This window comes from Streptomyces sp. NPDC091972, from assembly GCF_044756385.1.
In the GTDB taxonomy this organism is placed as follows: Bacteria; Actinomycetota; Actinomycetes; order Streptomycetales; family Streptomycetaceae; genus Streptomyces.
The window spans coordinates 164,924-188,347 of sequence record NZ_JBIVSV010000004.1; the positions used below are offsets into that span (position 1 = coordinate 164,924).

Consider the following 23,424-nt stretch of genomic DNA (forward strand, 5'->3'; position numbering starts at 1 on the left):
CGAACCATGCCGACACCACCTCCCACCGGCCCACTTGTCACGCGCGACACCCTCGCCGGGCAACTGCGCGAGCTGGGTGTCACCAGCGGCGAGACCCTGCTCGTGCACTCCTCCCTGAGCTCCCTCGGCTGGGTCTGCGGAGGCCCGGTCGCGGTGGTCCAGGGACTCCTGGACGCCCTCGGCCCGGACGGCACGCTCGTGGTCCCCACCCAGACCGGCGACCTCTCGGACCCGGCGGTGTGGAGCAACCCCCCGGTGCCCGAGGAGTGGTGGGACACGATCCGGGCGACCATGCCCGCCTACGACCCCCTCGTCACGCCCTCGCGCGGGGTCGGCGTCATCCCCGAGACCGTCCGCACCTGGCCCGGCGCCCTGCGCAGCGCGCACCCGCAGACCTCCTTCGCGGCGACAGGCCCCCGCGCGCGTGCGGTGCTGGACGGCCACGCCCCCGACTGCCGCCTGGGCGAGCGCAGCCCCCTGGCCAGGCTGGAGGCCCTCCACGCGCGCGTGCTGCTCCTCGGCGCGGGCTACGACACCTGCACGAGCTTCCATCTCGCCGAGTACCGCGTCCCCGCCCCGCTGATGAAGGTCGGCCGCCCGGGACCGGACGGCTGGGAGGTGGTCACGGAGGTCTCGATCACCTCGGACCGCTTCGACGAACTCGGGCACGACTTCGAGCGGGACAGCGGTGTCGTGGTACGGGGAAGGGTGGGCGCCGCCGACGCCCGGCTGTTCCCGGTGGCCGACGCCGTGCGGTACGCGGAGCGCTGGCTGCCGCTGCACCGCTCGCGGGAGGAGGAGGTCCCGCTCGCGGCGCGGGAGGGACTCGGGCGCACCCGGGAGGGCCTGGGAACCGACTGAACCGGTTCTGACGCCCCGGCCGACCCCACCGAGCCGACTCGGAGATCTCGCACCGAATCGGAAGGCCCCGGGCCGGTCCCGAGATCCCGGGGCCCGTCTCCGGGACGCCCGGACCGGTACCGAAGACACCAGGACCTGTCCCCAGGACCGCGAGCCGTCTCGAAGTCGCCCGGTCGGCATCCGAAACCCGGTGACGGGCCTGAATCACCGGGCGGCCCGGAAATCCTCCCGCCGGTGGAGATCCTGCACCCGCCCGTCTGCGTGGCGCACGGCGAACCTAGACTCGGGCCCATGCGAAGTGAGCCCGTGGTCCAGGTCCACGCCCTGGTGAAGCGGTACGGCACGAAGACCGCCGTGGACGGCCTCGACCTGGTGACCCGCGCGGGCGTGACCGCCGTACTCGGGCCCAACGGCGCGGGCAAGACGACGACCGTGGAGACCTGCGAGGGCTACCGCAGGCCGGACTCCGGCACGGTCCGGGTCCTGGGCCTCGACCCGGTGCGCCAGGCCCGTGAGCTGCACCCCCGGATCGGCGTGATGCTCCAGTCCGGGGGCGTGTACTCGGGCGCCCGGGCCGACGAGATGCTCCGCCACATGGCGAAACTGCACGCGCACCCGCTGGACGTGGACGCGCTGATCGAGCGCCTGGGTCTGGAGAGCTGCGGCCGGACGACGTACCGCAGGCTGTCGGGCGGCCAGCAGCAGCGCCTGGCCCTCGCCATGGCCGTGGTGGGCCGCCCGGAACTGGTGTTCCTGGACGAGCCGACCGCCGGCCTCGACCCGCAGGCCCGCCGCGCCACCTGGGACCTGGTCCGCGACCTGCGCGCGGACGGCGTCTCGGTCGTCCTGACCACGCACTACATGGACGAGGCCGAGCAGCTCGCCGACGACGTGGCGATCATCGACGGCGGCCGGGTCATCGCCCAGGGCAGCCCCGAGGAGCTGTGCCGCGGCGGCGCGGAGAACACCCTGCGCTTCACCGGCCGCCCCGGTCTGGACGTCGGCTCCCTCCTCAAGGCCCTCCCCGCCGACTGCACGGCGGCCGAGCTGACCCCCGGCTCCTACCGGGTGGTCGGCAAGGTGAACCCGCAACTGCTGGCCACGGTGACGTCCTGGTGCGCCCAGCACGGCGTGATGCCGGAGAAGATCTCGGTGGAACGCCACACCCTGGAAGACGTGTTCTTGGAGCTGACCGGCAAGGAGCTGCGCGCGTGACCGCCACCGGCATGTACACCCCGAAGCCGGGCGCGGCGCCCCTGGGACGCATGATCGCGACCCAGGCGGTCCTGGAGACGAAGATGCTCCTGCGCAACGGCGAGCAGCTCCTGCTGACGGTGGTGATCCCCACCCTCGTGCTGGTCCTGTTCAGCTCGGTGGACATCATCGACACCGGCACGGACAAGGCGGTGGACTTCCTGACCCCCGGCGTCCTGGCCCTCGCGGTCATGTCGACGGCCTTCACGGGCCAGGCCATCGCGACCGGCTTCGAACGCCGCTACGGCGTCCTGAAGCGCCTGGCGTCCTCCCCGCTCCCCCGCTGGGCCCTGATGACGGCGAAGACGGCGTCGGTCCTGGTGACGGAGATCCTCCAGGTGATCCTGCTGACGGTGATCGCCTTCGCCCTGGGCTGGTCTCCGCAGGGAAACCCCTTCACGGTCCTCCTGCTCCTGATCCTCGGCACCGCGGCCTTCTCGGGCCTGGGCCTCCTCATGGCCGGCACCCTCAAGGCGGAGGCCACCCTGGCCGCGGCCAACCTGGTCTTCCTGCTCCTCCTGGTCTTCGGCGGGGTCATCGTCCCGCTGGACCAGTTCTCCCCGGCCACCCAGGACATCCTGAGCCTGCTCCCGATCACGGCCCTGTCGGACGGCCTGCGGGACGTGCTCCAGCACGGCGCCGGGATTCCCTGGGGCGACCTGGGGATCCTCGCGGTGTGGGCCGCGGCCGGTCTGGCCGCCGCGGGGCGCTTCTTCCGCTGGGAGTAGGCACGGGACCGGGGCCCTCGTGAAAGCGTGCACAAGCGGGCCCCCTACGATGGAAGGCGTGCCGAACCTGACCCGCGCCGACGCCGTAGCGGCCGTCCGCAACCCGCTCGCCTTCATCGCCGCACGCTGGACCCCGAACCCCCGGACGGTTCAGCGGGCCGCTCTCTCCGCGCTCGTCATGGCGGTGGTCATCGTGGTCACCGGCGGGGCGGTGCGGCTGACCGGGTCGGGACTCGGGTGCCCGACGTGGCCCAAGTGCACGGACGACTCGCTGACCGCGACCAGCGCGATGGGTTTCCACGGAGCGATCGAGTTCGGCAACCGGATGCTGACGTACGTGCTGTGCGCGGCCGTCGGCTGGGCCATCGTCGCGGCCCGCAGCGAGAAGCCGCGCCGGCGCAGCCTGACCCGGCTGGGCTGGGCGCAGTTCTGGATCGTGATGAGCAACGCGATCCTCGGCGGCATCGTCGTCCTGGTCGGCCTCAACCCGTACACGGTCGCGGCCCACTTCGTGGCGACGACGGCCCTGATCACGGTCGCCGCGGTGATGTGGCAGCGCACCCGCGAGGGCGACACGGCACCCCGCCCGCTGGTCGGCAAGCCGGTGCAGCAGCTCGTGTGGTTCATGGTCGCGGCCGCCGCCCTGCTGATCCTCGTCGGCACCGTGGTGACGGGCGCCGGACCGCACGCCGGTGACTCCAGCGAGGTCGAGCGGATGCCGCTGGACTGGGAGACCGTGAGCAAGGTGCACGCGGTCCTGGCCTGGATCGTGGTGTCGCTGACCTTCGCCCTGTGGTTCATCCTCAAGGCGGTCGACGCCCCCAGGGGCCCCCTGCACCGCACCCGCGACCTCTTCCTGATCCTCCTCTCCCAGGGCGTCATCGGTTACGTCCAGTACTTCACCGACCTGCCCGAGTTCCTGGTCGGCCTGCACATGCTCGGCTCGGCCCTGGTGTGGATCGGCGTGCTGCGTGTCCTGCTGGCCCTGCGGGAGCGGCCCGAGGACGAGCTGCCCGAGGTGCCGGCTCAGTACGCGGCCACCAGCTCGTCGATCGCCGGGCCCAGGTAGCCGCGGGTCAGCTCCGCCCTGTTCGCCACCGCGGGCCCCGGTGTGCCGTAGCGGCGCCCCCGCACGTCCGCGACGACCTCCTCGGGCGCCCCGAGCCTGGGCAGCAGGTCCAGCGCCTCGCGCTTCGAGATCAGCCGGCCCTCGCGCACGGTCACGGTCGCGCGGGCGAACGTCAGCAGCCCCAGGTCGACCCACACGTCCCGGTGCCACAGCGCCGCGTTGTCGAGGGCCGGCCGCCAGAAGTCACGCTGGTCACGGATCACGAAGTCGGTCAGTTCCCGGTCCGGGACCGGCTCCAGCAGGTCCGCGGGCGGCTTCCCGTGCAGCACCCGCCCGAAGGAGTGCAGTTCGCGCCGGGTCACCGGGGAGACCGGCCGCCTGAACAGCTCCTCGTGGGCCCAGGTGAGGTGCCGGCGGTCCAGGTCGGCCGACGGCGTCAGATAGGTGCAGTGGAGCTGCGCGGACAGCGGCTCGGCCCGCAGTCGCGCGTGCAGCTTCGCCAGCCGCCACACCGTGCGGGGCGTGACCGAGGGGAGCACGGCGATCAGGTCCAGGTCGCTGCGGCCCTCCTGGTAGTCGCCGCCGGCCAGTGAGCCGTGGGCCCACACGGCGACGGGGGCGAGCGGAGCCAGGTCGGCGAGGAAGCGGTCCAGCAAGGCGTCGGTCTGCATGGGCCCATCCTGTACAGCTCACTCCAGCCCGTACACCCTGCGCGCGTTCCCCGCCGCGATCAGCCCGGCCACCCGCTGGGCGTCCGCCAGCGACCAGGCCCCCTCGGCGACCCAGCCGCCCAGCACCCGGGCCAGCGCCTCACGGAACAGGCGGGCCCCCACCACATGCAGTTCGGGCAGGCTGTGGGCCCCGCTGGAGAAGACGATCTTGCCGAAGGGTGCCAGTTCCAGGATCTCCGCGAGGACGGTCGCCGCGCGGGCGCCGGTCCGCACGAGGGCGGCGCCCGAGTCGGTGTAGACGTGCGGGAAGACACCTGCGAGATGGGCGGCGTGCCGGTGGTAGGGGTAGCTGTGCAGCAGGACGATGTCGGTGCCGAGACCCGCGGTGGCGCGCACGAAGTCGGTGAGCAGGACGGGGTCGGTGCGGTCGATGCGCAGTCCCGGTTCGCCGAGCCCGGCGTGCAGTTGGAGGGGCAGGCCGGAGGCGGCCGCGATCCACAGCAGGTGCCGCAGGAGCACGGGGTCGGACAGCTCGCCGCCCACCCGGCGGCCCGCCAGCCAGCGGCCCGCCGCGCCCCGCACCTCTCCGGGCCCGGGCGGCTCGGGTGCGAGCGCGAGCCCGTGCCGTACGCCCGCCACCGAGGTGAAGGCGACGGCGTTCGCGGCGGCTCCGTGCACCGACTCGGCGAGGTTGGCGAGGAAGGACTCGACGGTGCCCGAGGTGTCGGCGACCTGTTCGGCGAGGAGCTCCAGGCGGACGATCTCGCGGGTCTCCGCGGATGCGGCGGAGGCCAGCTCGGTGGGTCCTGTGAGGTCGCCGGGCAGTCCGGTGTCGATGAGGTAGGTGGTGATGCCGCTGCCGCGCAGCAGCCTGCGGCCCGCCTCCAGCACCCCGAGCTCACGGCGCCGGGCCAGATAGCGGGCGGGCGGGCAGTGCGGTTCCAGGCCGAGCAGGGGCGGGCACCAGCGCCGTACGGCGAAACCGGTCTGGGTGTCGAACAGCGTGGTCCCCGGGGCGGGCGGCCCCTCGGTGCGGGCGAGCTGGGCCTCGAAGGTGCCGAGACCCAGCTCCGTCCTCAGTACGCCGTGGCAGTACTGGTCCACGAGGGACGGCGTTTCGATCATCCGGGCTCCCCGTGTCGTGGACCGTGTCGCTCTCACAGGTCCTAACGGGTGAACCGGGCTTCAGGTGTTGGTGTCGCACACCCCGGGGGGAAGGCCGACGGATCTCAGCCGTTCGAGGGACCGCCGACCTGGATGCCCGCCATCCGGCTCCACTCGTACGGCCCGGTCTTCACCTTGGCCGCGAACTCGCCGTCGAACTCCTCGTGCACGGTGAGGCCGGACTTCTCGACGGCCTTCTCGGCGATCTCGTACGAGGGGGCCACCAGGTCGCCCCAGCCGCCGTCCTCGCCGACGAGGACGATCCGGGTGCCGCGCTCGCCGATGTTGGCGAGCTGGCCCTCGGCGCCGCCGTGCTCCTTGGAGAAGGCGCTGATCCGCCTGGCGAGCCGGGCGACCTTGCGCTCGGCCTTCGCGTCAACCTGCTGCGTGTCTGCCATGACCAGGATGCTACCGACGAGTAGAGGGGACGGCGACGTGACCCTTACCTCAGGAAGGGGTCGACCGCCACCGCGAGGAAGAGGATCGACACATAGGTGATCGACCAGTGGAACAGCCGCATCTCCTTGAGCTTCGCGCCCGTCACCTCCGCCTTGGCCCGGTTCTGCAGGCCGTGCGCCTCCCACAGCCAGAAGCCGCCCGCGAGGAGTGCGACCGCCGTGTAGAACCAGCCGGTGTAGCCGAGCGGGGTCAGCAGCAGCGAGACCGCGACCATCACCCAGCTGTAGATGACGATCTGCTTGGCGACGACCTTGTTGGAGGCGACGACCGGCAGCATCGGCACGCCCACGCGCGCGTAGTCCTCACGGACCTTCATGGACAGCGGCCAGTAGTGCGGCGGCGTCCAGAAGAACATGACGAGGAAGAGGACGACCGGGGCCCACGACATGGAGTTCGTGACCGACGACCAGCCGATCAGGACCGGCAGACAGCCGGCGATGCCGCCCCACACGATGTTCTGCGAGGTACGCCGCTTGAGGATCATCGTGTAGACGACGACGTAGAAGAGCAGCGCTCCGAGCGACAGCCAGGCGGACAGCCAGTTGACGGTGAGGCCGAACAGCAGGGTCGACACGACCGCCAGCGTGATGCCGAAGGCCAGGCACTCGCGCGGCGACACCATGCCGGTCACCAGGGGACGCTGCGAGGTGCGGTCCATGAGCGCGTCGATGTCGCGGTCGATGTACATGTTGAGCGCGTTGGCGCCGCCCGCGGACAGATAGCCGCCGACACAGGTCAGCAGGACCAGCTTCAGGTCCGGCACGCCCTGCTGCGCCAGGAACATCACCGGAACGGTGGTGATGAGCAGCAGCTCGATGATCCGCGGCTTGGTCAGCGCCACGAACGCCTTGACCCGGGCCCCGAACGGCCGGTGACTCGAGCTCTTGCTCTCCCCCAGCACACCGGCTGGACGGGATTCGACGGCCGTCACGCACACCCCTACAGAGACATCCCAGCAAGCCTCAGCCGTGTGAAGTCCCGGTAAAGGCTCGCGCGTACCACGCCACTGTAGACGTTGCCCATACCCCGATATCCGCGGGGGTCGGGTCGTGTCCGCGGACACCCCCGGAAGAGCTCCGTCCCACTCGGTTGAGCACTCGGACGAGCGCTTGCGTATTCAGTTGCCAAGTGCGCTCCGGGCCGGTCGGGAGGCGGATCCCCGGAAGGCCCGGCAGTCTGGAATGACTCGAAAAAACGCACGTACTTGCGGGGGTAGGCTCGACAACGGCCGGGCGTCCCGTGCACCGGCATTTCGACATGCGTGACATGTGGAGAGGAGCCCTGACCCAGGGTGAGCACCAAGCCGACCACCACAGACCTCGAGTGGACCGAGTTGGACCAGCGGGCCGTCGACACCGCCCGCGTCCTGGCCGCCGACGCCGTACAGAAGGTCGGAAACGGCCATCCGGGTACGGCGATGAGCCTGGCTCCCGCCGCCTACACCCTCTTCCAGAAGGTGATGCGGCACGACCCGGCCGACCCCGACTGGGTCGGGCGCGACCGCTTCGTGCTGTCCGCCGGCCACTCGTCCCTGACCCTCTACACCCAGCTCTACCTGGCCGGCTTCGGCCTGGAGCTGGACGACCTCAAGTCCTTCCGCACCTGGGGCTCCAAGACCCCGGGCCACCCGGAGTACGGCCACACCAAGGGCGTCGAGACCACCACCGGTCCGCTCGGCCAGGGTGTCGCCAACGCGGTGGGCATGGCGATGGCCGCCCGCTACGAGCGCGGTCTGTTCGACCCCGAGGCCCCCGAGGGCACCTCCCCCTTCGACCACTTCGTCTTCGCCATCGCCGGTGACGGCTGCCTCCAGGAGGGCATCTCCGCCGAGGCGTCCTCGATGGCCGGCCACCAGAAGCTCGGCAACCTGATCCTGCTGTGGGACGACAACCACATCTCGATCGAGGGCGACACCGAGACGGCCGTCTCCGAGGACACCGTCAAGCGCTACGAGGCGTACGGCTGGCACGTCCAGCGTGTCGAGCCGCAGGCCAACGGCGACCTCGACCCGGTCGCGATCTTCGAGGCGATCCAGAAGGCCAAGGCGGTCACCGACAAGCCGTCCTTCATCGCGATGCGCTCGATCATCGCCTGGCCCGCCCCCAACGCGCAGAACACCGAGGCCGCGCACGGCTCGGCGCTCGGCGACGACGAGGTCGCGGCCACCAAGCGGGTCCTCGGCTTCGACCCGGAGCAGTCCTTCGAGGTCTCCGAGGAGGTCATCGGCCACACCCGCCAGGCGCTGGAGCGCGGCCGGCAGGCCCGCGCCGAGTGGGAGAAGTCCTTCCAGGAGTGGCGCAGCAACAACCCGGAGCGCGCGGCCGTGTACGAGCGTGTCGCCGCGGGCGAGCTGCCCAAGGACTGGGAGTCGGCGATCCCCGTCTTCGAGCCCGGCAAGGGCGTCGCCACGCGTGCCGCGTCCGGCAAGGTCCTCCAGGCGCTCGGCGCGGTGATCCCCGAGCTGTGGGGCGGCTCCGCCGACCTCGCCGGCTCGAACAACACCACGATCGACAAGAACAGCTCCTTCCTCCCGGCGGACAACCCGCTGCCGGAGGCCGACCCGTACGGCCGCACGATCCACTTCGGCATCCGCGAGCACTCCATGGCCGCGGAGATGAACGGCATCGCCCTGCACGGCAACACGCGGATCTACGGCGGCACCTTCCTGGTGTTCTCCGACTACATGCGCAACGCCGTGCGGCTCTCGGCCCTGATGCACCTGCCGGTGACGTACGTGTGGACGCACGACTCCATCGGTCTGGGCGAGGACGGCCCGACCCACCAGCCGGTCGAGCACCTGGCCTCGCTGCGCGCGATCCCCGGATTGAACGTGGTCCGCCCGGCCGACGCCAACGAGACCGCGATCGCCTGGCGCGAGATCCTCGGCCGCTGGACCAAGGAGTTCGGCAAGGGCGCCCCGCACGGACTGGCGCTGACCCGTCAGGGCGTGCCGACGTACGAGCCCAACGAGGACGCGGTCAAGGGCGGTTACGTGCTGTTCGAGGCCGAGGGCTCGGACGGGCAGAACACGGAGCCGGAGGTCATCCTGATCGCCACCGGTTCCGAGGTGCACGTGGCGGTAGAGGCGCGTGAGCAGCTCCAGGCCGAGGGCGTGCCGACGCGTGTCGTCTCCATGCCGTGCGTGGAGTGGTTCGAGGAGCAGGACCAGGGGTACCGGGACAGCGTCCTGCCCCCGTCCGTGAGGGCCCGTGTCGCGGTCGAGGCGGGTATCGGTCTGACCTGGCACAAGTACGTCGGGGACGCCGGCCGCATCGTTTCCCTGGAGCACTTCGGCGCTTCCGCGGACGGCAAGGTCCTCTTCCAGGAGTTCGGCTTCACCGGCGAGAACGTGGCCGCCAAGGCGCGGGAATCTCTCGCCGCCGCCCAGCGCTGACGCTCACATACGACACGTAGGAGATGTAATTCCATGACAGACGCACTCAAGCGCCTCTCCGAGGAAGGCGTCGCGATCTGGCTGGACGACCTGTCGCGCAAGCGGATCACGTCCGGCAACCTCGCCGAGCTGATCGACCAGCAGCACGTCGTGGGCGTCACCACCAACCCCTCGATCTTCCAGAAGGCGATCTCCGAGGGCGACGGCTACGACCAGCAGCTCTCCGACCTCGCCTTCCGCAAGGTCACGGTCGAAGAGGCCATCCGCATGATCACCACGGCGGACGTCCGCGACGCCGCCGACATCCTGCGCCCGGTCTTCGACGCGACGGGCGGCCAGGACGGCCGCGTGTCGATCGAGGTCGACCCGCGCCTGGCGCACAACGAGAAGGCGACCGTCGCCGAGGCCAAGCAGCTCGCCTGGCTCGTCGACCGCCCCAACACCCTCATCAAGATCCCCGCCACCCGCGCGGGCATCCCGGCCATCACCGAAGTGATCGGCCTCGGGATCAGCGTCAACGTCACACTGATCTTCTCGCTCGAGCGCTACCGCGAGGTCATGGACGCCTACCTGGCCGGCCTGGAGAAGGCCAAGGAGCGGGGTCTGGACCTGTCGCAGATCCACTCCGTGGCGTCCTTCTTCGTGTCCCGCGTGGACACCGAGATCGACAAGCGCATCGACGCCCTCGGCACCGACGAGGCCAAGGCCGCCCGCGGCAAGGCCGGCGTGGCCAACGCGCGCCTCGCCTACCAGGCGTACGAGGAGATCTTCTCCGGCGAGCGCTGGGCGAAGCTGGAGAAGGCCGGCGCGAACAAGCAGCGTCCGCTGTGGGCCTCGACCGGCGTCAAGGACAAGGCCTACAAGGCCACCCTGTACGTCGACGAGCTGGTGGCGCCGAACACGGTGAACACCATGCCGGAGGCCACGCTCCAGGCGACCGAGGAGAGCGGCGAGATCCGCGGCAACGCGATCGCCGGCACGTACGAGCAGGCCCGTGCCGATCTCGACGCCGTCGAGAAGCTCGGGATCTCGTACGACGAGGTGGTCCAGCTGCTGGAGGAAGAGGGCGTCGAGAAGTTCGAGGCGTCCTGGAACGACCTGCTCAAGTCGACCGAGGCGGAGCTTCAGCGCCTCGCACCCTCGGAGGGCTAGATCTTGTCGAGCAGCAACCCGCTGCGTGACCCCGCCGACCGACGGCTCCCGCGTATCGCGGGGCCGTCGGGCCTGGTCATCTTCGGCGTCACGGGCGATTTGTCACGAAAGAAGCTCATGCCCGCCGTGTACGACCTCGCGAACCGAGGTCTGCTGCCGCCGGGCTTCTCACTGGTCGGCTTCGCCCGGCGGGACTGGGAGAACGAGGACTTCGCCGAGGTCGTCCACGACGCCGTCAAGGAACACGCCCGCACGCCGTTCCGCGAGGAGGTCTGGCAGCAGCTCATCCAGGGGATGCGCTTCGTCCAGGGCACCTTCGACGACGACGACTCGTTCGAGCGGCTGCGCGACACCATCGACGAACTCGACAAGGCACAGGGCACCGGCGGCAACTTCGCCTTCTACCTGTCCGTGCCGCCGTCCGCCTTCCCCGTGGTCATCCAGCAGCTGAAGAAGCACCGGCTGGCCGACCAGTCGGGCGGCTCCTGGCGGCGTGCGGTCATCGAGAAGCCCTTCGGCCACGACCTCAAGTCGGCCGAGGAGCTCAACGCGACCGTCGAGGAGGTCTTCGCCCCGGACCAGGTCTTCCGCATCGACCACTACCTGGGCAAGGAGACCGTCCAGAACATCCTGGCGCTGCGCTTCGCCAACACGATGTTCGAGCCGATCTGGAACCGGTCCTTCGTGGACCACGTGCAGATCACCATGGCCGAGGACATCGGCATCGGCGGCCGGGCCGGCTACTACGACGGCATCGGCGCCGCCCGTGACGTCATCCAGAACCACCTGCTCCAGCTGATGGCGCTCACCGCCATGGAGGAGCCGGCCTCCTTCGACGCGGACGCGCTGGCCGCGGAGAAGACCAAGGTGCTCGGCGCGGTGAAGCTGCCGAAGGACCTGGGCCGGGACACCGTGCGCGGGCAGTACGCGGCGGGCTGGCAGGGCGGCGCGAAGGCGGTCGGCTACCTCGAAGAGGACGGCATCGACCCCCAGTCCAAGACCGACACGTACGCGGCCATCAAGGTGGAGATCGACAACCGCCGCTGGGCCGGCGTGCCGTTCTACCTGCGCACCGGCAAGCGGCTGGGCCGCCGGGTCACCGAGATCGCGGTGGTCTTCCAGCGGGCCCCGCACTCCCCCTTCGACACGACGGCCACCGAGGAGCTCGGCTCCAACGCCATCGTCATCCGGGTCCAGCCGGACGAGGGCGTCACCGTCCGCTTCGGCTCCAAGGTGCCGGGCACCTCGATGGAGATCCGGGACGTGTCCATGGACTTCGCCTACGGCGAGTCGTTCACGGAGTCCTCGCCCGAGGCGTACGAGCGCCTGATCCTCGACGTCCTGCTCGGCGACTCCAACCTCTTCCCCCGCACGGAGGAGGTCGAGCTGTCCTGGAAGATCCTCGACCCGATCGAGGAGTACTGGGACACGCACGGCAGGCCCGCCCAGTACCCCTCCGGTACCTGGGGCCCGGTCGAGGCGGACGAAATGCTCGCACGAGAGGGACGGAGCTGGCGCCGGCCATGAAGATAGACCTCACGGACACCACGGCCAGCAAGATCAACAAGGCCCTGGTCAAGGGGCGCCGCGCCATCGGCACACCGGCCGTCGGCATGGTGCTCACGCTGGTCATCGTCACGGACGAGGAGAACGCCTACGACGCCCTCAAGGCCGCCAACGACGCGTCCCGCGAGCACCCCTCGCGCACGCTGGTGGTCATCAAGCGGGTGTCGCGCAGTCCCCGCGACCGCACCCAGTCCCGCCTCGACGCCGAGGTACGGGTGGGCGCGGACGCGGGCACCGGCGAGACGGTCGTCCTGCGGCTGTACGGCGAGGTCGTCGACCACGCCCAGTCGGTGGTCCTTCCGCTGCTGCTGCCGGACGCGCCGGTCGTCGTCTGGTGGCCGGTGGACGCGCCGCTCGACCCGGCCGGGGACCCGCTCGGGGCGCTCGGCCAGCGGCGGGTCACCGACACCTACTCCTCCGAGCAGCCGGTGCGCGAGCTGACGGCGCGCGCCGACACCTACACGCCGGGCGACACCGACCTGTCCTGGACCCGGATCACCCCGTGGCGCTCGATGCTGGCCGCCGCGCTCGACCAGGTCACCTGCAAGGTCGAGGCCGTCGAGGTGGAGGGCGAGGAGTTCAACCCGAGCTGCGAGCTGCTGGCGATGTGGCTGGCGGACCGGCTGGACGTGCCGGTGAAGCGGTCCCTGTCCAACGGCCCCGGCCTGACGGCGGTCCGCATGCACACGGACAGCGGTCCGATCGTCCTGGACCGTGCGGACGGCTCGCTCGCCACGCTCTCCATCCAGGGGCAGCCCGACCGTGCGGTGGCGCTCAAGCGCCGGGACACGGCCGAGCTGATCGCGGAGGAGCTGCGCAGGCTGGACCCGGACGACACGTACGCCTCCGCGCTGCGCTTCGGCGTGGACCGGCTGAACCCGTCGGCGCCCTTCCCGCAAGCGGGTGACGACGGTTCGGACGCCAAAGGGGGCGAGGGTTCCGACGCCAAAGGAGAGCCCGTCTCCGAGGCCCCTGTCGAGGGCGCTGCGGAAGCTCCCGGGGCGCAAGGGCCGCAGGAGTCGGCACCGGAATCGCTGAAGCCGGTCCCCTCCGGTCTGTCCGGCGGCGGGAAGGCGGCGAAGTGAGCACTCCGCAGCTCGTCGTGCACCACGACAAGGAACTGATGGCGCAGGCCGCCGCGGCCCGTCTGATCACCAAGATCGTGGACGCGCAGGCCTCCCGGGGCTCGGCGTCGGTGGTCCTCACCGGCGGCCGCAACGGCAACGGCCTGCTCGCCGCCCTGGCCGCGGCGCCCGCCCGGGACGCGATCGACTGGGGCCGCCTGGACCTGTGGTGGGGTGACGAACGCTTCCTGCCCGAGGGCGACCCGGAGCGCAATGTCACCCAGGCTCGCGAGGCCCTGCTCGACTCCGTACCACTGGACCCGAAGCGCGTGCACGCCATGCCCGCGTCGGACGGCCCGCACGGCGACGACGTGGAGGCCGCGGCGGCCGCCTACGCCGAGGAGCTGGCCCGCGCGGCCGGCCCCGAGAACCACGGCGCGGTGCCGACCTTCGACGTCCTGATGCTGGGCGTCGGCCCGGACACCCACGTGGCCTCCCTGTTCCCGGAACTCCCCGCGGTACGGGAGACCGAGCGCACGGTGGTCGGCGTTCACGGCGCGCCGAAGCCGCCGCCGACCCGGGTGTCGTTGACGCTGCCCGCGATCCGCGCGGCCCGCGAGGTCTGGCTCCTGGCGGCAGGCGAGGACAAGGCACAGGCCGCGGCGATCGCCCTGTCCGGCGCGGGCGAGGTCCAGGCCCCGGCGGCGGGAGCCCGGGGCCGGGCCCGCACCCTGTGGCTCCTGGACTCGGCGGCGGCCTCCCAGCTGCCGAGGTCGCTGTATCCGCCGGCCACGCCGTAACACCCGCCCTACGTACGGCGGTCGACGCCGGGTCCCTCCTGGGGGCCCGGCGTCGGTGTTGTCGGCTGCGCGTCACTGCCGTCCGCGCAGCTCCCGGTACGTCGACACCAGGGCCTTGGTGGACGCGTCAAGACCCGGTACGTCGGCACCCTCCGTGAGGGCGGGTTCGACGCGCTTGGCGAGGACCTTGCCGAGCTCGACGCCCCACTGGTCGAAGGAGTCGATGTTCCAGACCGCGCCCTGGACGAACACCTTGTGCTCGTAGAGCGCGATGAGCTGGCCGAGGACGGACGGGGTGAGCTCCTTCGCGAGGATCGTGGTCGTCGGGTGGTTGCCGCGGAACGTCCTGTGCGGGACGAGTTCCTCGGCCACCCCCTCCGCGCGCACCTCGTCCGCGGTCTTGCCGAACGCCAGCGCCTGGGTCTGGGCGAAGAAGTTCGCCATGAGCAGGTCGTGCTGGGCCCTGAGTCCGTCGGGGAGCTCGGCGACCGGCTCGGCGAAGCCGATGAAGTCCGCCGGGATCAGCTTCGTGCCCTGGTGGATCAACTGGTAGTAGGCGTGCTGCCCGTTGGTGCCGGGCGTGCCCCACACCACCGGCCCGGTCTGCCACTCCACGGGCCGTCCGTCACGGTCCACGGACTTGCCGTTGGACTCCATGTCGAGCTGCTGGAGGTAGGCGGTGAACCGGGACAGGTAGTGGCTGTACGGCAGCACGGCATGCGACTGGGCGCCGTGGAAGTTGCCGTACCAGATGCCCAACAGGCCCAGCAGCAGAGGCACGTTGGACTCGGCCGGGGCGGTGCGGAAGTGCTCGTCGACGAGGTGGAAGCCGTCGAGCATCTCGCGGAAGCGGTCGGGCCCGATGGCGATCATCAGGGAGAGGCCGATCGCGGAGTCGTAGGAGTAGCGGCCGCCGACCCAGTCCCAGAACTCGAACATGTTGGCCGTGTCGATGCCGAAGTCCGAGACCTTCGCGGCGTTGGTCGACAGCGCCACGAAGTGCTTCGCCACGGCTTCCTGGCCGGCCTTCAGCTCGCCGAGCAGCCACGCGCGGGCCGAGGTCGCGTTGGTGATCGTCTCGATCGTGGTGAACGTCTTGGACGCGATGACGAACAGGGTCTCGGCGGCGTCCAGGTCGCGGGTGGCCTCGTGCAGGTCGGCGCCGTCGACGTTCGACACGAAGCGGACGGTGAGGTCGCGGTCGGTGAAGCCGCGCAGCACCTCGTACGCCATCGCGGGGCCGAGGTCGGAGCCGCCGATGCCGATGTTGACGACGTTCTTGATGCGCCTGCCGGTGTGGCCGGTCCACTCGCCGGAGCGGACCCGGTTCGCGAAGTCGCTCATCCTGTCGAGCACGGCGTGCACCCGCGGGACGACGTTCTCCCCGTCGACCTCGATCACCGCGTCGCGCGGGGCGCGCAGGGCGGTGTGCAGCACGGCCCGGTCCTCGGTGAGGTTGATCCGCTCCCCGCGGAACATGGCGTCCCGCAGGCCGAAGACGTCGGTGGCGACGGCGAGTTCGCGCAGCAGTCGCAGCGTCTCGTCGGTGACCAGGTGCTTGGAGTAGTCGACGTACAGGTCACCGACCCGCAGTGTGTACCCGGTGCCGCGCCCGGGATCGGCGGCGAACAGCTCCCTGAGCCGCACCTCGCCGAGCTCCTCGCGGTGCTCGGTCAGCGCGGTCCACTCGGGCGTCCGGTTGAGCCTGGTACGGCCGTCTGCGTTCATGTCCGACTTCAGCCTTCTTTCGTGCCTGTCCCAGCGGTTCCAACGTAGTTGATCAACGCGGGCCGCGAGCCGTGCGGGCCTCGGCGCCCCGCCCACCCACAGGTACGTGCGCACGGGGCACGGGTGTCAGCGGCACGGCGGACAGCACGGAGAAGGCGGCTGCGAACAGGGCAGCCCTGCACCGGCCGTGGAGGGCACGCAGGCCCCGCACGGCCGTGAAACGGCTCCGGCCAGGCACCCCTCGGTACCCGGCCGGTTCTCGACTTCTAGATCTCGCCCCGCAGCTTGGCGAGCGCCTCGGCGAGGATCGCCTCGCCGTCCGCGTCGCTGCGCCGCTCCCGTACGTACGCGAGATGCGTCTTGTACGGCTCGGTGCGCGGCGGGTCCGGCGGGTTGTCCCGGTCCTGTCCGGCGGGGAAGCCGCAGCGCGGGCAGTCCCAGGTTTCGGGGACCTGCGCGTCGCTGGCGAAGCTGGGCTGCGTCTCGTGCCCGTTGGAGCACCAGAAGGAGATGCGCAGACGGGGCGCGGACTCGCCCCGCTCGGCCTCGCCCATCGGCCCCGCCCCGACCCGGCTACCTCGGATCGCGTTGCCACTTGCCACGGTCGTAACTCCCTGCGTGATGGTGCCGCGAAGCGAGTCGACGTGTCGCTTCGTTGCGAGCGCCTCAGTCTACGTAAGGCCCAACGCGCGTCCAGTGATTGGAGTTACAGCCCCCACACCTAGACGCAAGCCCCATGATAGGCCGCGCTCAGGTGCGCGTACCGAACATGGGGCCTTACGTGCGGAATGGACGTGCTGTGTGGGGCGTGGCCGCTCAGTTGTTCGTCTTCATGAGAAGACCGAGTACGACAATGCACGCGAACCACAGCAGACCGATCACCACGGTGATGCGGTCGAGGTTGCGCTCGGCGACCGAGGAACCACCGACGGACGACTGCATGCCGCCACCGAACATGTCGGAGAGGCCGCCGCCCTTCCCCTTGTGCATCAGCACCAGCAGCATCAGCAGCCCGCTGAAGACGATCAGGGCGATCGAGAACCCCAAAACCACGGCTGGACCAACTCTCTCGGATTCGGATGAACGACGGGGGCACGGCCTTCAGGGCCATGCCCCCGCAAGGGTACGACGGATCGCCGCCAGGGCCTACTTACTGGTCCCGGAAGCGCACGATCTTGACGAACTCGTCGGCGTCCAGCGAGGCACCGCCGACCAGGGCGCCGTCGATGTCGGCCTGCGCCATGATCTCGGCGACGTTGCCGGCCTTGACGGAGCCGCCGTACTGAATGCGGACCTTGTCGGCCAGCTCCTGGGTGTACAGCTCGGCGACCTTGGCGCGGATGGCGGCGCAGACCTCCTGGGCGTCCTCGGCGCCGCACACCTTGCCGGTGCCGATGGCCCAGACGGGCTCGTAGGCGATGACGACGGACTCGGCCTGCTCGGCGGGGACGTCCTTGAGGCCGCCCTCGACCTGGGCGAGGGTGTGGGAGACGTGGTTGCCCGCGTCACGGACCTCCAGCTCCTCGCCGACGCACAGGATCGGGGTCAGGCCGTGCTTGTAGGCGGCCTTGACCTTGGCGTTGACGATCTCGTCGGTCTCGGCGTGGTACTGGCGGCGCTCGGAGTGGCCGATCGCCACGTACGTGCACTTCAGCTTGGCCAGCATCGAGCCGGAGATCTCACCGGTGTAGGCGCCCGAGTCGTGCGCCGAGAGGTCCTGGGCGCCGTACTTGATCCTGAGCTTGTCGCCGTCGACCAGGGTCTGCACGGAACGCAGGTCGGTGAAGGGCGGCAGGACGGCGACCTCGACGGCCTCGTAGTCCTTGTCGGCGAGGGCGAAGGCGAGCTTCTGGACGTGTGCGATGGCCTCGAGGTGGTTGAGGTTCATCTTCCAGTTACCCGCCATGATCGGCGTGCGAGTGGTCATGCGGGGTCAGTCCTCCAGTGCGGCGAGGCCGGGGAGCGTCTTGCCCTCGAGGTATTCGAGGGAGGCGCCGCCACCGGTCGAGATGTGTCCGAACGCGTTCTCGTCGAAGCCCAGGATGCGGACGGCCGCGGCGGAGTCGCCGCCGCCGACGACCGTGAAGGCCGAGGAGTCGAGGAGAGCCTGGGCGACCGACTTGGTGCCCTCGGCGAACTCGGGGTGCTCGAAGACGCCCATCGGGCCGTTCCAGAAGACGGTGGCGGCGTCGGTGATCTTCGAGGCGTACAGCTTGCCGGACGCCGGGCCGATGTCCAGGCCCATCCGGTCGGACGGGATGGCGTCGGCGGCGACGGTGGTGGCGTCGGCCGGGGCCTTGGTCTTCAGGTCCGGGAACGCCGGGGCGACCACGGCGTCGACCGGCAGGACCAGCTCGACACCGGTCTTCTCGGCGCGCTCGATGTACTCCAGGACCGCCGGGATCTGGTCCTCCTGGAGCAGGGAGGCGCCGACCTCGTGGCCCTTGGCCTTGAGGAAGGTGAAGGCCATGCCGCCGCCGATGAGGATGCGGTCGGCCTTGCCGAGCAGCTCGTCGATGACGGCGAGCTTGTCGGAGACCTTGGCGCCGCCGAGCACGACCACGTAGGGCCGCTGGACGTCGTCGGTGAGCTTCTTCAGGACGCCGACCTCGGTGGCGATGAGGTAGCCGGCGTAGTGCGGCAGCCGGGCCGGGAGGTCGAAGACCGAGGCGTGCTTGCGGTGCACCGCGCCGAAGCCGTCGCCGACGTAGACGTCCGCGAGGGCTGCCAGCCGGTCCGCGAACTCGCCGCGCTCGGTGTCGTCCTTGGAGGTCTCGCCGGCGTTGAAGCGCAGGTTCTCGATCACGGCGACCTGGCCGGGCTGGAGGCCGTTCACCGCGTCGTGCGCGGCGGGGCCGACGGTGTCCTGGGCGAAGGCCACGGGGGCGTCCAGGAGTTCGCCGAGCCGCTCGGCGGCCGGGAGCAGGGAGAAGGCCGGGTCCGGGGCGCCCTTGGGGCGGCCCAGGTGGGAGGCCACGACCACCTTGGCGCCCGCGTCCGCGAGGGCCTTGACGGTGGGCAGGACGGCGCGGATGCGGCCGTCGTCGGTGATGCGGCCGTCGGCGAGCGGCACGTTGAGGTCGGCGCGGACGAAGACCCGCTTGCCGTCCACGCCTTCGGCGAGAAGTTCGTCGATCGTCTTCATGAGGGAACTCCTGGTGAGGGTGCTCTGATCGTACGAGGGCTGTTCAGCACGTGAGTCAGGGCCCGCACGGCGCGTCCCTGCGCCGCCCGGGCCCTGCTCTCATGTCAAGGTGCCTGCTCTGTGGATCAGAGCTGGTTGCCGACGAAGACCGTGAGGTCGACGAGGCGGTTGGAGTAGCCCCACTCGTTGTCGTACCAGCCGAGGATCTTGACCGTCGTGCCCTCCTGGACCATGGTCAGGGAGGAGTCGAAGGTGCAGGACGACGGGTCGCTGACGATGTCCGAGGAGACGATCTCGTCCTCGGTGTAGGTCAGGTAGCCCTGGAGCTCGCCCTCGGAGGCCTTCTTGAACGCGGCGTTGACCTCGTCCTTGGTGACCTCGCGGGACAGCTCCACGACGAGGTCGGTGGCCGAGCCCGTCGGGACCGGGACGCGCATCGCGATGCCGTCCAGCTTGCCCTTGAGCTGCGGCAGCACCAGCGCGGTGGCCTTGGCGGCACCCGTGGTGGTCGGGATGATGTTCTCGGCGGCGGCACGGGCGCGGCGCAGGTCCTTGTGCGGGAAGTCAAGGATGCGCTGGTCGTTCGTGTACGCGTGGACCGTGGTCATCAGGCCCTTGACGATGCCGAAGTTCTCGTCGAGAACCTTGGCCATCGGCGCCACGCAGTTGGTGGTGCAGGAGGCGTTCGAGATGACGTGGTGGTTGGCCGCGTCGTACTTGTTCTCGTTGACGCCCATCACGATGGTGATGTCCTCGTCCTTGGCCGGAGCCGAGATGAGGACCTTCTTGGCGCCGCCGGCGATGTGCTTCTCGGCGTCGGCCTTCTTCGTGAAGATGCCGGTCGACTCGACGACGATGTCGACGCCCAGCTCGCCCCACGGGATGTCGGCGGGGTTGCGCTCGGACAGCACCTTGATGGTGTGACCGTCGACGGTGATCGTGTCGGCGGTGTGCGACACCTCGGCCTTGAGGCGGCCCAGGATGGTGTCGTACTTCAGCAGGTGCGCGGTGGTCGCGGTGTCACCCAGGTCGTTGACAGCCACGATCTCGATGTCAGCACCCTGCTCCAGCAGCGCGCGGAAGTAGTTACGACCGATGCGGCCAAAGCCGTTGATGCCTACGCGGATCGTCACGAACCGATCTCCTCGTTGGTACGCCGGTTGTGAGACCGGCGAGCTGTATGGGATGTCCCCGACCACCCCCGACCCTACCTCCCTGAGGCTTTCGGAGTGACATCGAGATGCCGCATACACGGGCAGGCGGTCCGTACCCGCCAGTAGGGGTACGGACCGCCCCGGACCGAAAGCTCCGGTCACCCGGAACCACTGCTCCGGGTCACCGGGGGTTCACCCGCCGACGGCCGCCAGTGCCTTGCGGATCAGGGCCGTGCGGTCGGCCGCCGCGGTGACGTGCTCCAGGCCGAAGCCCAGCAGCACGGTGTCGTCCGTGGTGACCGCGCCGTACGTCTTGAACAGCTCTCCGGCGCGCCCCCAGTCCTTCACGACCGCGGGACTGCCCGCGGGCGGACCGGGCACGCTCCAGGCACCGAGCGAGGTCTCGAAGCCCTCGGTCTCGGTGGCCTGGCCGCCGACGACCACGGAGGCGTCGTCCGCGAGGACACCGCGCCCGCCGGAGCCCGGGTCGGTGATGTAGCTGAGAGAGATCTCGACCTTCTTGCCGGCGTACGCGGAGAGGTCGAAGGAGACCTCCTGCCAGCCGGCCGACGCCCCGGTGAGGCTGTTCCACCGGCCGCTGGTGCCGGTGGCCGTGCAGCCGTCGGTCCCCTGCGTCAGATACCGCTTGAGCGCGGGGTGGGCCGCGATGAAGAACCCGGCCCCGCACTCGGCGGGCACCGCGGTGCTGGTGGCGCCGTTCTTCTCGGGGAGCGTGGTCCAGTCGTCCGCCCCGGCGGTGTGCGCCTCCAGGACGGCGTGGTCGTAGCCCTCCTCGGTGTCCCACAGCAGCCGGGTGCGCAGCGCGGGCGCCTGCGCGGCGGTCACCTGGGTGAGGTCGATCGTGCGGGTGAGGCGGTTCCAGGCGTAGTCGCTGTGCGTGACGGCCGCCATGAAGGCGCCCGCGTACGGGCCGTACGGGTTGGGCGTGCCCGGGTAGGTGCCCGCTCCCGCGCTCGCGAACTGCGGGAAGGTCGCCACGGGCAGGTTGTCCGAGGTGACGCTGAAGGAGCCGGCCGCGTCCAGCGGGTTGCCGGGGGCGGCACCGAGGGCGCCGGCGGTCCCGGTGAGCTTGCCGGTGCCCTGGAAGGCGGTGGCGCCCGGCAGGGTCGTGCGGGTGTAGGCGCCCAGGTAGTACTGGCTGAAGTCGTTGGACAGCGTGCCGCCGCCCAGGTCGACGCTGCCGCCGGCCCGCTCGCCCGCCTCGATCAGCTTGCCGCCCTCGTTGAGGAAGGCGCGCAGCTGGAGCTGGGTGGGATTGCCCGGGACGGCCGCGCCCGTGTAGTGGACGACCGACGTGAAGTGGTCCAGCACCCCGAGCGCGTCGGGCGCACCCTGGGTGGCCACGTTCCAGACGATCGCCTTGCGGCCGGCCGCCTTCAGCGCGTCCACGTACGTCTGCGCCTGTGCGGCGGTCGCGCCTTCCTCGGCGACCACGAGCACGTCCGCACGGGGCCGTTCGGCCACGGTGTACGTGAAGTGCGCGCTGGAGACGGGCTTTCCGCTCCTCGCCCGGCCGGTGAACCAGACCTCGACCTTGTCGCCCGGATCGGCGTCCTCGACTTTCGCCCGGTACTCGTCGAAGTAGAGGTTGTCCTCACCGCCGTAGGTCTCGCCGCCCTTCCAGGCCCTGAGGTCCCGGTCGTGCGTACGGCCGCCGTTGACGCGGTACTTGAGCTCCTTGTCGCGCACCGACCTGCGTACGACGACGGAGACCTCCTGGTCGGCGCCGCGCGCGTAGGACGTGGTGAACGTCTTCGGGGTGAAGTCGGCGGCCTTCAGACCGAGCGAGGACTTCGGCTGGTCGGGCCGGGCCGCGGACTCGGCGACGGAGAGCGCGAAGGGGATGTTCTTCTCGAACTCCTGCTGGATCAGCTTTTCGTCGTCCGGGAAGTTGAAGACCGACTGGCAGTCGGCCGCGTTCCACTGGTCGTTCGGGTCGAGGTCCGAGGCCGTCTGGCAGGTCGACATCTCAGGGGTGAACATCGCCAGGCCGTTGACGTTCGACGCGTGGCCGTCCGCCTCGCCGTTGGTGGTGTACAGCTCCGAGGAGACCTGCGGGCGGTAGCCGGGGATCGCGGAGTTCTCCGGGGTGCCGGCGAGCGCCTTGTAGAGGACGTCGTCGGGCGTGTCGGTGGCCACCTGCCAGCCGACGCCGTAGAGGAGGAGTTCGGCCGCGGAGTGGTAGTTGATGCCGTAGGTGAAGCCGATCCGCTTCTCGAAGGCGTCCAGGGCCTTGGTCTCGGGTTCCGAGGCCGGGGCCGGGCCGCGATAGGTCTCGCTGGTGGGGTTGGGGGACGAACCCTCGTTGTCGTAGCCCCACTTGTAGGAGAAGTTGCGGTTGAGGTCGACGCCGTCGCCCACGCGGATCGTGCCGTCGCCGTTGTTGTCGCGCAGGTTCTTGCGCCACAGGCGGTTGTCTTCGCTCTGGAAGGTGTAGTCGTAGCCGTCGGGGTTGGCCGACAGGACGAACCACAGTTCGGTGGAGTCGACGATCTTCCTGATGCGCTTGTCGCGCTGGTAGTTGTCGACGTAGTGGTGGAGCAGCCGCCGTGTCATCTCCGGCGTGATCCACTCGCGCGCGTGCTGGTTGGACATGTAGAGGACGGAGGGTTTGGCGCCGTCCTTGGACTTCTTCGCGTTCTTGGTGAGCTTGAGGGCGAGGATGTCCTTGCCGTTGACCGTCCTGCCGATGGAGACGACCTTGGTGAGACCGGGGTTGGCGCGTGCGGTGGCGAGGAGTTCCTCCCTGAGCCCGCCGCTTCCGCTGTAGGGCCGGAACACCCCCTCGGCCGCCTTGTCCACGCGGGCCTCGGCCTGGGCGGTCAGGGTGTGCTCGGTGAGCTCGACACCCTTCGCCTCGAGCTTCTCCGCCTCCTGGTCGGTGAGGTAGACCTCGACGGTCGCGGTGCCCTTCGCGGGCACCTGCTCGCTCAGTTCGTGGCCGTCCTGCCCGGCCGCCAGCAGCAGGGGTACCTGCCCGCTGGTGACCTCGGCGCGGAAGACCTTGACTTCGTTCGGATCAGGAGAACCGGCGCTCTGCGCGGCATGGGCGACGGGTGCGATGCCCGCGCCGCCGAGCAGGAGCGCGCCAACAGCGAGGATCGGTCTCGCTCTTCGTCTCATGAGCCCCCCTTGCGGTGGTCCGCCACAGCAGCGAACAGATGCCAGGCTCATGACAGTTCATGATCCAGTCA

20 protein-coding genes are annotated in these 23,424 nt (G+C 70.3%); 9 read left to right on the top strand and 11 right to left on the bottom strand.

Annotated elements, in window-relative coordinates:
* Positions 1–6 precede the first annotated feature (6 nt).
* From ACIQJT_RS13310 to ACIQJT_RS13325, 4 genes are all read left to right on the top strand, one after another.
* Positions 7–861, top strand: a complete 855-nt coding sequence (locus tag ACIQJT_RS13310) for an aminoglycoside N(3)-acetyltransferase (protein WP_402642889.1) — start codon at positions 7–9, stop codon at positions 859–861.
* Between the two features lie 291 nt (positions 862–1,152).
* Positions 1,153–2,076, top strand: a complete 924-nt coding sequence (locus tag ACIQJT_RS13315; RefSeq protein ID WP_365462360.1) for an ABC transporter ATP-binding protein — start codon at positions 1,153–1,155, stop codon at positions 2,074–2,076.
* The gene (locus tag ACIQJT_RS13320) at positions 2,073–2,843 is read left to right on the top strand and encodes an ABC transporter permease (protein WP_402642892.1); all 771 of its coding nucleotides are present in this window, start codon (positions 2,073–2,075) and stop codon (positions 2,841–2,843) included. The genes ACIQJT_RS13315 and ACIQJT_RS13320 overlap by 4 nt, the downstream gene beginning before the upstream one ends.
* A gap of 49 nt (positions 2,844–2,892) precedes the next feature.
* Positions 2,893–3,912: a heme A synthase gene (locus ACIQJT_RS13325; protein WP_402642894.1), complete on the top strand. Its 1,020-nt coding sequence runs from the start codon at positions 2,893–2,895 to the stop codon at positions 3,910–3,912.
* Here the strand turns inward: ACIQJT_RS13325 and ACIQJT_RS13330 are convergent.
* The 4 genes from ACIQJT_RS13330 to ACIQJT_RS13345 form a co-directional block, all read right to left on the bottom strand.
* Positions 3,870–4,583 carry a nucleotidyltransferase domain-containing protein gene (locus ACIQJT_RS13330; RefSeq protein ID WP_402642897.1) on the bottom strand — a complete coding sequence of 238 codons (714 nt, stop codon included), beginning with the start codon at positions 4,581–4,583 and terminating at the stop codon, positions 3,870–3,872. The two genes, ACIQJT_RS13325 and ACIQJT_RS13330, sit on opposite strands and share 43 nt — an antisense overlap.
* Before the next feature lie 18 nt (positions 4,584–4,601).
* The gene (locus ACIQJT_RS13335; protein WP_053847438.1) at positions 4,602–5,708 is read right to left on the bottom strand and encodes an amidohydrolase family protein; all 1,107 of its coding nucleotides are present in this window, start codon (positions 5,706–5,708) and stop codon (positions 4,602–4,604) included.
* A 104-nt stretch (positions 5,709–5,812) separates the two neighbouring features.
* On the bottom strand, positions 5,813–6,145 hold the full coding sequence (locus tag ACIQJT_RS13340; RefSeq protein WP_365462367.1) for a hypothetical protein: 333 nt from the start codon (positions 6,143–6,145) through the stop codon (positions 5,813–5,815).
* 44 nt (positions 6,146–6,189) lie between these two features.
* Positions 6,190–7,143 carry a heme o synthase gene (locus ACIQJT_RS13345; RefSeq protein WP_356585889.1) on the bottom strand — a complete coding sequence of 318 codons (954 nt, stop codon included), beginning with the start codon at positions 7,141–7,143 and terminating at the stop codon, positions 6,190–6,192.
* A gap of 354 nt (positions 7,144–7,497) precedes the next feature.
* Here ACIQJT_RS13345 and tkt point away from each other — a divergent pair, with 354 nt between their 5' ends.
* Genes tkt through pgl form a run of 5 tightly spaced genes read left to right on the top strand, consistent with a single transcriptional unit; the run spans position 7,498 to position 14,182 of the window.
* Entirely contained in the window at positions 7,498–9,600 is a 2,103-nt protein-coding gene (gene tkt, locus ACIQJT_RS13350; RefSeq protein ID WP_365462369.1) for a transketolase, read from the top strand.
* 33 nt (positions 9,601–9,633) lie between these two features.
* Positions 9,634–10,752, top strand: a complete 1,119-nt coding sequence (gene tal / locus ACIQJT_RS13355) for a transaldolase (RefSeq protein ID WP_365462371.1) — start codon at positions 9,634–9,636, stop codon at positions 10,750–10,752.
* A gap of 3 nt (positions 10,753–10,755) precedes the next feature.
* Positions 10,756–12,279, top strand: a complete 1,524-nt coding sequence (gene zwf / locus ACIQJT_RS13360; protein ID WP_053847433.1) for a glucose-6-phosphate dehydrogenase — start codon at positions 10,756–10,758, stop codon at positions 12,277–12,279.
* Complete coding sequence (opcA, locus tag ACIQJT_RS13365; protein ID WP_402642903.1) at positions 12,276–13,403, top strand: glucose-6-phosphate dehydrogenase assembly protein OpcA; 1,128 nt, start codon at positions 12,276–12,278, stop codon at positions 13,401–13,403. The genes zwf and opcA overlap by 4 nt, the downstream gene beginning before the upstream one ends.
* Positions 13,400–14,182 carry a 6-phosphogluconolactonase gene (pgl, locus tag ACIQJT_RS13370; RefSeq protein ID WP_402642906.1) on the top strand — a complete coding sequence of 261 codons (783 nt, stop codon included), beginning with the start codon at positions 13,400–13,402 and terminating at the stop codon, positions 14,180–14,182. Before opcA ends, pgl begins: the two co-directional genes overlap by 4 nt.
* 72 nt (positions 14,183–14,254) lie before the next feature.
* Here pgl and pgi read toward each other — a convergent pair whose 3' ends face one another.
* From pgi to ACIQJT_RS13405, 7 genes are all read right to left on the bottom strand, one after another.
* On the bottom strand, positions 14,255–15,910 hold the full coding sequence (gene pgi, locus ACIQJT_RS13375; RefSeq protein ID WP_365462377.1) for a glucose-6-phosphate isomerase: 1,656 nt from the start codon (positions 15,908–15,910) through the stop codon (positions 14,255–14,257).
* A 266-nt stretch (positions 15,911–16,176) separates the two neighbouring features.
* Entirely contained in the window at positions 16,177–16,512 is a 336-nt protein-coding gene (locus ACIQJT_RS13380; protein ID WP_003976875.1) for an RNA polymerase-binding protein RbpA, read from the bottom strand.
* A 214-nt stretch (positions 16,513–16,726) separates the two neighbouring features.
* On the bottom strand, positions 16,727–16,957 hold the full coding sequence (gene secG / locus ACIQJT_RS13385) for a preprotein translocase subunit SecG (protein ID WP_053847429.1): 231 nt from the start codon (positions 16,955–16,957) through the stop codon (positions 16,727–16,729).
* Between the two features lie 103 nt (positions 16,958–17,060).
* Positions 17,061–17,837: a triose-phosphate isomerase gene (tpiA, locus tag ACIQJT_RS13390; RefSeq protein WP_053847428.1), complete on the bottom strand. Its 777-nt coding sequence runs from the start codon at positions 17,835–17,837 to the stop codon at positions 17,061–17,063.
* Between the two features lie 6 nt (positions 17,838–17,843).
* Positions 17,844–19,055, bottom strand: coding sequence for a phosphoglycerate kinase (locus ACIQJT_RS13395; protein ID WP_402642909.1), 1,212 nt, complete (start codon positions 19,053–19,055; stop codon positions 17,844–17,846).
* A 125-nt stretch (positions 19,056–19,180) separates the two neighbouring features.
* Complete coding sequence (gap, locus tag ACIQJT_RS13400; RefSeq protein ID WP_053847426.1) at positions 19,181–20,188, bottom strand: type I glyceraldehyde-3-phosphate dehydrogenase; 1,008 nt, start codon at positions 20,186–20,188, stop codon at positions 19,181–19,183.
* A 213-nt stretch (positions 20,189–20,401) separates the two neighbouring features.
* Positions 20,402–23,353 (bottom strand): M14 family zinc carboxypeptidase, encoded by a 2,952-nt coding sequence (locus ACIQJT_RS13405; RefSeq protein ID WP_402642912.1) that lies wholly within the window; start codon positions 23,351–23,353, stop codon positions 20,402–20,404.
* Positions 23,354–23,424 lie beyond the last annotated feature (71 nt).

Excerpts from the sequence above, each read along its gene's own strand:
- ACIQJT_RS13330 (WP_402642897.1), bottom strand. The coding sequence starts at position 4,583 with ATGCAGACCGACGCCTTGCTGGACCGCTTCCTCGCCGACCTGGCTCCG.
- ACIQJT_RS13325 (WP_402642894.1), top strand. The coding sequence starts at position 2,893 with ATGGAAGGCGTGCCGAACCTGACCCGCGCCGACGCCGTAGCGGCCGTC.
- tal (WP_365462371.1), top strand. The coding sequence starts at position 9,634 with ATGACAGACGCACTCAAGCGCCTCTCCGAGGAAGGCGTCGCGATCTGG.
- ACIQJT_RS13395 (WP_402642909.1), bottom strand. The coding sequence starts at position 19,055 with ATGAAGACGATCGACGAACTTCTCGCCGAAGGCGTGGACGGCAAGCGG.
- ACIQJT_RS13340 (WP_365462367.1), bottom strand. The coding sequence starts at position 6,145 with ATGGCAGACACGCAGCAGGTTGACGCGAAGGCCGAGCGCAAGGTCGCC.
- pgi (WP_365462377.1), bottom strand. The coding sequence starts at position 15,910 with ATGAACGCAGACGGCCGTACCAGGCTCAACCGGACGCCCGAGTGGACC.
- tpiA (WP_053847428.1), bottom strand. The coding sequence starts at position 17,837 with ATGACCACTCGCACGCCGATCATGGCGGGTAACTGGAAGATGAACCTC.
- ACIQJT_RS13310 (WP_402642889.1), top strand. The coding sequence starts at position 7 with ATGCCGACACCACCTCCCACCGGCCCACTTGTCACGCGCGACACCCTC.
- ACIQJT_RS13315 (WP_365462360.1), top strand. The coding sequence starts at position 1,153 with ATGCGAAGTGAGCCCGTGGTCCAGGTCCACGCCCTGGTGAAGCGGTAC.
- ACIQJT_RS13335 (WP_053847438.1), bottom strand. The coding sequence starts at position 5,708 with ATGATCGAAACGCCGTCCCTCGTGGACCAGTACTGCCACGGCGTACTG.
- ACIQJT_RS13405 (WP_402642912.1), bottom strand. The coding sequence starts at position 23,353 with ATGAGACGAAGAGCGAGACCGATCCTCGCTGTTGGCGCGCTCCTGCTC.
- opcA (WP_402642903.1), top strand. The coding sequence starts at position 12,276 with ATGAAGATAGACCTCACGGACACCACGGCCAGCAAGATCAACAAGGCC.